8 protein-coding genes are annotated in these 7,759 nt (G+C 69.8%); all 8 read left to right on the top strand.

Annotation, left to right across the window (positions count from 1 at the left end; all coding sequences use genetic code 11):
* Positions 1–51 precede the first annotated feature (51 nt).
* The 8 genes from ACFV4K_RS33375 (at position 52) to ACFV4K_RS33340 (ending at position 7,660) form a co-directional block, all read left to right on the top strand.
* Positions 52–669 carry a PadR family transcriptional regulator gene (locus tag ACFV4K_RS33375; RefSeq protein ID WP_379280289.1) on the top strand — a complete coding sequence of 206 codons (618 nt, stop codon included), beginning with the start codon at positions 52–54 and terminating at the stop codon, positions 667–669.
* 77 nt (positions 670–746) lie between these two features.
* Positions 747–1,769: an ATP-binding cassette domain-containing protein gene (locus ACFV4K_RS33370; protein WP_379280288.1), complete on the top strand. Its 1,023-nt coding sequence runs from the start codon at positions 747–749 to the stop codon at positions 1,767–1,769.
* The gene (locus ACFV4K_RS33365; protein WP_379280287.1) at positions 1,766–2,527 is read left to right on the top strand and encodes an ABC transporter permease; all 762 of its coding nucleotides are present in this window, start codon (positions 1,766–1,768) and stop codon (positions 2,525–2,527) included. The genes ACFV4K_RS33370 and ACFV4K_RS33365 overlap by 4 nt, the downstream gene beginning before the upstream one ends.
* A 129-nt stretch (positions 2,528–2,656) precedes the next feature.
* Positions 2,657–3,346 carry an SDR family NAD(P)-dependent oxidoreductase gene (locus tag ACFV4K_RS33360; RefSeq protein WP_379280286.1) on the top strand — a complete coding sequence of 230 codons (690 nt, stop codon included), beginning with the start codon at positions 2,657–2,659 and terminating at the stop codon, positions 3,344–3,346.
* Positions 3,343–4,449 (top strand): S-adenosylmethionine:tRNA ribosyltransferase-isomerase, encoded by a 1,107-nt coding sequence (locus ACFV4K_RS33355; protein ID WP_379280285.1) that lies wholly within the window; start codon positions 3,343–3,345, stop codon positions 4,447–4,449. The genes ACFV4K_RS33360 and ACFV4K_RS33355 overlap by 4 nt, the downstream gene beginning before the upstream one ends.
* Before the next feature lie 287 nt (positions 4,450–4,736).
* Positions 4,737–5,585, top strand: coding sequence for a GNAT family N-acetyltransferase (locus tag ACFV4K_RS33350; protein WP_379280284.1), 849 nt, complete (start codon positions 4,737–4,739; stop codon positions 5,583–5,585).
* A 6-nt stretch (positions 5,586–5,591) separates the two neighbouring features.
* Positions 5,592–6,533 carry a lysophospholipid acyltransferase family protein gene (locus ACFV4K_RS33345; RefSeq protein ID WP_379280283.1) on the top strand — a complete coding sequence of 314 codons (942 nt, stop codon included), beginning with the start codon at positions 5,592–5,594 and terminating at the stop codon, positions 6,531–6,533.
* Positions 6,534–6,733: 200 nt separating this feature from the next.
* Positions 6,734–7,660 carry a hypothetical protein gene (locus tag ACFV4K_RS33340; protein WP_379280282.1) on the top strand — a complete coding sequence of 309 codons (927 nt, stop codon included), beginning with the start codon at positions 6,734–6,736 and terminating at the stop codon, positions 7,658–7,660.
* Positions 7,661–7,759 lie beyond the last annotated feature (99 nt).

The raw sequence follows: 7,759 nt of genomic DNA, 5'->3' as shown, positions 1-7,759 counted from the left end.
GTGATCCACCGGGCGGCTCGTTTGTCGTGTGGGGAGGGTTAACCTGCGAATATGGCTGTTCCTACAACCCGATTGCTGGTGCTGGCGGTGGTGCGTCTGCTGCAACCCGTGCACGGCTACGACGTCCGCCGCGAATTGCTGTCCTGGCATGCCGACGACTGGGCCAATGTGAAGCCCGGTTCGGTGTACGGCGCGTTGAACACCCTGGAGCGGGATGGGTACATCTCGGTGGAGGACGTGGGGCAGGAGGGTGCGCGCCCGGAGCGGCGGACGTATCGGCTGACCGCGGAGGGGGAGAAGGAATTCGGAGAGCTGATGCGGGAGTCGCTCTTCGTGGCGGAGGGGTTCAAGCATCCGTATTTCGCGACGGTGGCGCTGTTTCCGCACGCGCCGAGGGAGGACGTGATGGCCGCGTTGCGCAGCCGGATCCTCCAGTTCGAGGCGCGGCTGGTGTTCCTGGAGCGGGAGGAGGCGCGGATTCTGGCGGGCAGCGGGGATCCGCGGGAGGCGGAGCCGCATCACGTGGCGGATGCGATGAATCTGGCGGCGGCGCATGTGCGGGCGGATCTGGAGTGGTCGCGGCGGACGCTGCGGCGGATCGAGAGCGGTGAGCTGGATGCCTGGTCGGGAACCATGGGCGGGGCTCCGGTGCCGCCGCCGGTGAAGTAGCCGGAGGCCGCGCAGGCATTAGTCAAGTTTTAATAGTCAAGCTTGACTATTTGAAAAGTCGTTTCTACGGTTGTGGTGTGGATACGACAGCACCCGTTCGCGGTGAACCCGCCGACCCGGTGATCCGGGTCCGTGGGCTGGCCCGGACCTTCGCGACCAAAACCGGTGACGTGCAAGCGGTCTCCGGTATCGACTTCGACGTGCGCTACGGGGAGATCATCGGTCTGCTCGGCCCCAACGGCGCGGGCAAGACCACCACCCTGCGCATGATCTCGACCCTGCTCGCCCCCAGCGCGGGCGAGGCCACCGTGGTCGGCGCGGACCTGCGCACCGAGGCGCGCACCGTCCGCTCCCGGATCGGGTACGTGCCGCAGGGCGGATCGACCGGTGATACCGAACTGGTCGAAGACGAATTGATCCTGCAGGCCAGGCTTTTCGGTCTCTCCAAGGCCGAGGCCGAGCGCAATACGGCCGATCTGGCCAAGGCACTGGAGTTCGACGGCCTGGAGCGGCTCAAGTGCGGTCAGCTCTCCGGCGGTCAGCGCCGGCGGGTGGATATCGCCCTGGGCCTGGTCCATCAGCCCACCCTCATCTACCTCGACGAACCCACCACGGGCCTGGATCCGCAGAGCCGCGCCAACCTGTGGGACCACATCCGGCGGCTGCGCGATGAGGGCACCACGGTCGTGCTGACCACCCACTACCTGGAGGAGGCGGACGCGCTGTGCGACCGCATCCTGGTGATGGATCACGGCACCATCGTCGCCGAGGGCACGCCCGACGAGCTCAAGCGCCGCATCTCCGGTGACGTGATCAGCCTCGAAATCGAGTCCGGCAGTGCCGATCTGGCCATGGACATCGCACAGGACCTACTCGACCTGCGCTCCCGGCTGCGCACCGAGGGGCGCGAGAACGGCCACGCCGGAAGGAGTCTCGTGCACCTGACCGTGGAACACGGTGACGCCGCGGTGGTTCCGCTGCTGCGCGCCCTCGGCGATCGCGGCATCACGCCGGGTTCGCTCACCGTCAAGCGGCCCAGCCTCGACGACGTATTCCTCACGCTCACCGGGCGTTCGCTCCGGGAAGGAGACCGGTCATGACATTCCTGCGCGACACGGGGCTGATCTTCTGGTCCCAGCTGCGGGCAAACCTGCGCAATCCGGTGTGGGTGATCATCGGCCTGATGCAGCCGATCATCTACCTGGTGCTGTTCGGACCGCTGGTGAAGGGCATCGCGCCCGCGCTGGGCCCGGGCGCGGACCCGTGGAAGATCCTGACCCCGGCCCTGGTCATCCAGATCGGTTTGTTCGGTGCGTTGTTCGTCGGCTTCGGCATCGTGGGCGAACTGCGCGCGGGCGTGGTCGAGCGGCAGCGGGTCACGCCCGCCTCGCGCGGCGCGCTGCTGCTGGGCCGGGTGCTCGAGGACATGGTGGTGCTGGTGGCGCAGGCGCTGGTGCTGGTCGGCGTGGCCGCGCTGGCCTTCGGACTGCGGCCGAACCCGCTGGGACTGGTGCTGTCGCTGGCGCTGATCGCGGTCATGGGCGCGGGTCTGGCTTCGGCCTCGTACGCGCTGGGCCTGTGGGCGCGTTCGGAGGACACCCTGGCCTCGCTGCTGAATTCGGTGTCGGTGCCGGTCATGCTGCTGTCGGGCATCCTGCTGCCGATGACGGTGGGGCCGACCTGGTTGCAGAACCTGGCGAAGGTGAATCCGTTCTCGCACACCGTGGACGCGGCGCGAGCGCTGTTCCGCGGCGACTTCGGGGCGCACGAGGTGTACCTGGGAACCGCGGTCACGGTGGCGGTGTCGCTGCTGCTGATCCTGGTCGCCTCGCGCAGTTTCGCGCGGGAGAACGCCTGACCGACGCGTCGAGGACACCGCCCATCGCTCCGGCCCGCACGGGTCGGAGCGATGCGCCGTGTCCCCGGTTCTTCGCTGCGGGCGAAAAGTCATTGACCTGAACAGCGCTTCAGGTTTCACGATGGCGGTATGCCTGAGAACACGAGAAGGGCCCTGGTCACCGGGGCGTCGGCGGGCTTCGGCCGGGCGGTCGCGCTCGCGCTCGCCGAGCGGAACTGGGAGCTGATCATCGTCGCGCGCGGCGCGGATCGGCTCGAACGAGTGCGGGCCGCGACCGGTGCGCACGCCATCGCGGGGGATGTCGCCGACCCCGAGGTCCGGGACCGCATCGCGCGGGCCGTCGGATCGCGGCGACTGGATCTGCTCCTCAACAACGCCGGCACGCTGGGCCCCAGCCCGCTGCCGAGACTGGACCGGTACCCCCTCGACGAGCTGGCGGCCGTCCTGAACACGAATGTGATCGCGCCCCTGGCGATCCTGCAACTCACCATGCCCGCCCTGCGCATCGCGGGCGGCACCGTGGTGGATATCAGCTCCGACGCGGCCGTGGGCGGCTACGAGGGCTGGGGCGGCTACGGCGCGTCCAAGGCGGCGCTGGACCAGCTCACCAATGTCCTCGCCGCCGAGAACCCCTCCCTGCGCATCTACAGCTTCGACCCCGGCGACATGCGCACCGAGATGCACCAGGCGGCCTTCCCCGGCGAGGACATCTCCGACCGCCCCGAACCGGAAACCGTTGTCCCGGCCCTGCTGCACCTCCTGGAAACCCGCCCCCCGAGCGGCCGCTACCTCGCCTCGGACATGCGAGTCGCGCCATGACGATCGGCGTGAGCGCGGTGGACGGGCCGCGGGCGCCCGGTGGCGGTGTGGCCCTCGAATCGGCCGCCGTCGATTTCGTCCTGCCGGACGAATTGTCCGCTGCCGCTCCACCGGAGGCGCGTGGCCTGGCCCGCGACGAGGTGCGCCTGCTGGTGTCCGACGTCCCGTCGCTCACCCACGCGCGGTTCCGGGAGCTGCCGTCCTTCCTGCGGCCGGGGGATCTGGTGGTGTTCAACAACTCCGCGATGATCACCGCGGCCGTGGACGTCGAGTACGGCGGTGCGTCGGCGGTCCTGCACTTCTCGACCTGGCTGGACGACGGCGCCTGGGTGGTGGAGCTGCGCGACCCGGCGGGTGTCCCGTGGCGTGGGGCGTCCGTGGAAGCCGGTGCGCGCCTTGCGCTTCCGGGTGGTCAGGTCGCCACGATGCGTGTCCCGTGGCTGCCGGACGGGGATCGGCTGTGGGTCGCCGAGGTGGCCGCGGCGCCCCGCGGCATCGATATCGACGTCCGCACGATGCTCGCCCGGCACGGCAGACCGATCACCTATTCCTATGTGGCCGAGCGCTGGTCGGCGTCCTACTACCGGACGGTCTTCGGGACGGTTCCGGGTAGCGCCGAAATGCCCAGTGCGGGACGGCCTTTCAGCGAGGCGCTGGTGACGGGTCTGATCGCGGGCGGTATCGGGCTGGCCCCGATCACCCTGCACACGGGCGTGTCCTCGCCGGAGACCGGGGAGCCGCCCAGTCCGGAGCGGTTCGAGGTGCCGGAGATGACCGCGCGGCTGGTCGAGGCCACTCGGCAAGCGGGGCGGCGGGTGGTGGCGGTCGGGACCACGGTGACGCGGGCGCTCGAATCGGCCGCCACCGTCGACGGCCGGGTCCTCCCGATGGCCGGGTGGACCGATCTGGTGCTGTGCGCCGACCGCCCGGCGCGGGTGGTGGACGGGCTGATCACCGGGTGGCACGCCCCGGGCGCCTCGCATCTGCATCTGCTGGAAGCGGTGGCGGGCGGGGACGCGGTCCGCGAGGCGTACCGCGCCGCGCTCGATTCCGGTTATCTGTGGCACGAATTCGGTGACGCCGCCCTCCTCTTCCGGAACTGACCCGCATCCGGTCCGGAACTGGACCCCCGGGATGCAAGCGTCACCGACGGTGGCGTAGGCTGGCCTCTTCCGCGCCGCCGAGTGCTCGCCGCCCGGTTCCGGGCCCGCGGCAACGGGTTTCCTACCCGCCGGTACCCATTAGGGATACGAGCGTTTGTCCTGGTAGGGAACGTTCAGAGGCGCTTCGATGAACTCCCGGTGCGGTCTGCGTCGCGTTCACCGGACTGGCATCGACAGGTAATCCGGCGGACGCTCCGACGCAGTCTGGGACTGGCTTGATCAAGGCTATGACCACGATGGCAGCGTCGAATTCCAGCCTGCTGGCAGCCGCGTCGAAGCCCGCCCCGGAACCGCCCCGCACCACCGGACGGTCCCAGTACTCCCTGGTCGTCTCCTCCGATGCCGAGCATCGTGAGGCCGCGCAGCGCCTGCGCTACCAGGTGTTCGCCAATGAGCCGGGGTTCACCATCCCCGACAACGGAACCGGCCTGGACGCCGACCGTTTCGACGACCACTGCGATCACCTGCTGGTGCGCGACGAGCTCACCGACCAGTTCGTCGGCTGCTACCGCATGCTGCCCCCGGACAAGGTGACCGCCGCCGACGGCTACTACACCGCCACCGAATTCGATTTGGCCGCACTGGATCCCGTCGGCCACCGGATCGTCGAGATGGGCCGCGCCTGTGTGGTCCCCGACCACCGCAACGGCTCGGTGCTCACCCTGATGTGGGCGGGGATCCTGCACTACATCCAGCTCACCGGCTACGACTGGGTGATGGGCTGCGTCTCGGTCCCCATGCGAATGACGCCCGAGGACGAGCCCGGCGTGAACGTGCGCGGTGTGCGCGATCTGTTGCTGCGCAAGCACGCGCTGGACGCGGAACGCCATGTGCGCCCGTACAACCCGGTCGTGGTGGACGGCCGCGGCCTGGACGAGCTGGCGGCCCCGGCCCGTCCGAAGCTGCCGCCGCTGCTGAGCGGCTACCTACGCCTGGGCGCGGAGATCTGCGGCGAGCCGGCCCACGACCCGGAGTTCGCGGTGGCCGACTTCGTCGCGCTGCTCGGCCTCGAGACCATCAACACCCGCTACCTGGAGCGCCTGCAGGGCGCGGCCAACAGCCTGGATGCCCGGTGATATCCCATGATGCCCGTTCTGCTCTCCCCGGAGGCCGGTGCGCTCTCGTGCCCGCCGGCCGAGCCCACCGCCCACTCCTGGATGCCCCACAGCCCGTGCGGCGCTTCGTGTGTCGGCTCTCCCGCTGAGGCGGGCACGCTGCGGGTCGCCGCGCGCGTGCTCGGCATCGCGGGGGTGCTGCTGAGTTTCCCGATCGCGCATGTCGCCACGCCACGCCGCCGCCGCACCGGTCTGCAGCGCCGCTATGCGCGAGCCCTATTGGCCTGCTGCGGAATTCGGGTTCGGATCACCGATGAGCGCGCCGCGGAGGACCGGCGTGACGGCGGGGTCCTGGTGGTGGCCCGCCACATCGGCTGGACCGACATCCTCGCGCTGACCGCGGTGGAGCCCATGGGCTTCGTGGCCCGCGCCGACCTGGTGGAGTGGCCCGCGCTCGGCGACGTGGCCAAGAAGGTGCGGGTCATCCCGATCGATCGGGAACGGCTGCGCCAGCTGCCGTCGGTGATCGGGACCATGGCGGCCCGGCTCTCGGCCGGGGACCGCGTCTGCTTCTTCCCCGAGGGCACCACCTGGTGCGGTCGCGCGCACGGCACGTTGCGGCCCGCGCTGTTCCAGGCGGCCATCGATTCCGGTGCGCCGGTGCAGCCGCTGCGGCTGCAGTATGTGAACGCCGCGGGCGAACTGTCCACGGTCCCCGGCTTCGTCGGCGTGGACTCGCTGGCGGACTCGTTCCGGCGGGTGCTGCGGTCCAAGGGCGTGGTCGCCGAGATCACCCTGCGCCCGCAGCTGCTTCCGGACACCGACCGGCACGAGCTGGCGCGGCGCTGTGAGCAGGAGTTGGAGGGCGACACCGTCGCCCGTGCCTTCACCGATGTGATCCACGGCTCGGAGCACCTCGCAGCTATCGGTACCGGGGCGACGCGGCAGGCCGCGGTCGACCGGGTGTGATTCGGATCAATTTCACAGGGTATTAGGGGATTTCACCGGTTTGCGCTGAATGTCCGTTAGGGGGTTGCGCAGTCGTCCGGTCTCGGGACCCCCTAATTGTCGCTAGTTCTCAGCTTCCAGGCCGACCAGTCGGTAACGCCCGGCCCGCGTGATTCGACGGCAAGGCAATCGAATAACGACGTCTGGAAGCGAATACATCAATGTCGGCAAGGACATTCCCGGCTGCCGTGGTCATCGCCGCGGCCGTAGCTCTCTGCGCGCCGTCAGCCACCGCTGACCCCACGACCACCGCGCCCGCCCCGGGCCTCGGCCTCGGCGTCGATGTCAATGTCGGCCCGGGCGGACTCGGCGTCGACGTGAACACCGGCGCCCACGTCGGCGGAGACGCCAATGGCGGCGTGCAGGTCGGCGGCAACACGCAGGCCGGTGGCAATGCCAATGGCGGCGTGCAGGTCGGCGGCAACACGCAGGCCGGTGGGAATGCCAATGGCGGTGTCCAGGTCGGCGGCAATACGCAGGTCGGCGGAAACGCGGGCGGCGGTGTGGATGTCGGCGGTGGCGTCCAGACGGGCGGTAATGCCAATGGCGGCCTCGATATCGGTGGCGGTGTGCAGACCGGTGGTAATGCCAATGGCGGCCTGGACGTCGGTGGGGGCGTGCAGACGGGTGGTAATGCCAATGGCGGCCTGGACGTCGGTGGCGGTGTGCAGACGGGTGGTAATGCCAATGGCGGCCTGGACGTCGGTGGCGGTGTGCAGACCGGTGGCAATGCCAATGGTGGCGTGCAGATCGGTGGGGGCGTGCAGACCGGCGGTAATGCCAATGGTGGCGTGCAGATCGGTGGTGGTGTGCAGACCGGTGGTAATGCCAACGGCGGTGTGCAGGTCGGCGGTAACACCAATATCGGTGGTGAGGCGCAGGGCGGTGGCCTGGGCGGCGTCGACCTGACCGTCTCCGGTGGCGCGGCCGCGGGCGCGGATGTGGTGAACGGCATGACGATTCCGGTCGGCGCGAGCACCGGCATCCCCGGCGGCATCGCGGCGACCGACGCGATCCCGGTGGGCGGCTACAAGATCCCGAAGGGCGCGCCGGAGACCGGCGCCGGCGGCATGGCGGGCGCCCGATGATGATCGAACGCCGAAACATGATGAGCGCGAAGCCGGTCCGCCGCAGACCGCTGGCCGCCGTGGCCGCGGTGCTGGCGGTCACGGCGGCCCTGGTCTCGG

Source organism: Nocardia sp. NPDC059764, from assembly GCF_042732555.1.
Lineage (GTDB): Bacteria > Actinomycetota > Actinomycetes > Mycobacteriales > Mycobacteriaceae > Nocardia.
Note: the sequence above shows the minus strand (reverse complement) of the source record. Positions and strands in the feature narration are given on the sequence as shown.

What these genes read in the sequence shown, in the direction of transcription:
- ACFV4K_RS33375 (WP_379280289.1), top strand. Translation starts at nt 52, where the DNA reads ATGGCTGTTCCTACAACCCGATTGCTGGTGCTGGCGGTGGTGCGTCTG.
- ACFV4K_RS33365 (WP_379280287.1), top strand. Translation starts at nt 1,766, where the DNA reads ATGACATTCCTGCGCGACACGGGGCTGATCTTCTGGTCCCAGCTGCGG.
- ACFV4K_RS33360 (WP_379280286.1), top strand. Translation starts at nt 2,657, where the DNA reads ATGCCTGAGAACACGAGAAGGGCCCTGGTCACCGGGGCGTCGGCGGGC.
- ACFV4K_RS33355 (WP_379280285.1), top strand. Translation starts at nt 3,343, where the DNA reads ATGACGATCGGCGTGAGCGCGGTGGACGGGCCGCGGGCGCCCGGTGGC.
- ACFV4K_RS33350 (WP_379280284.1), top strand. Translation starts at nt 4,737, where the DNA reads ATGACCACGATGGCAGCGTCGAATTCCAGCCTGCTGGCAGCCGCGTCG.
- ACFV4K_RS33345 (WP_379280283.1), top strand. Translation starts at nt 5,592, where the DNA reads ATGATGCCCGTTCTGCTCTCCCCGGAGGCCGGTGCGCTCTCGTGCCCG.
- ACFV4K_RS33340 (WP_379280282.1), top strand. Translation starts at nt 6,734, where the DNA reads ATGTCGGCAAGGACATTCCCGGCTGCCGTGGTCATCGCCGCGGCCGTA.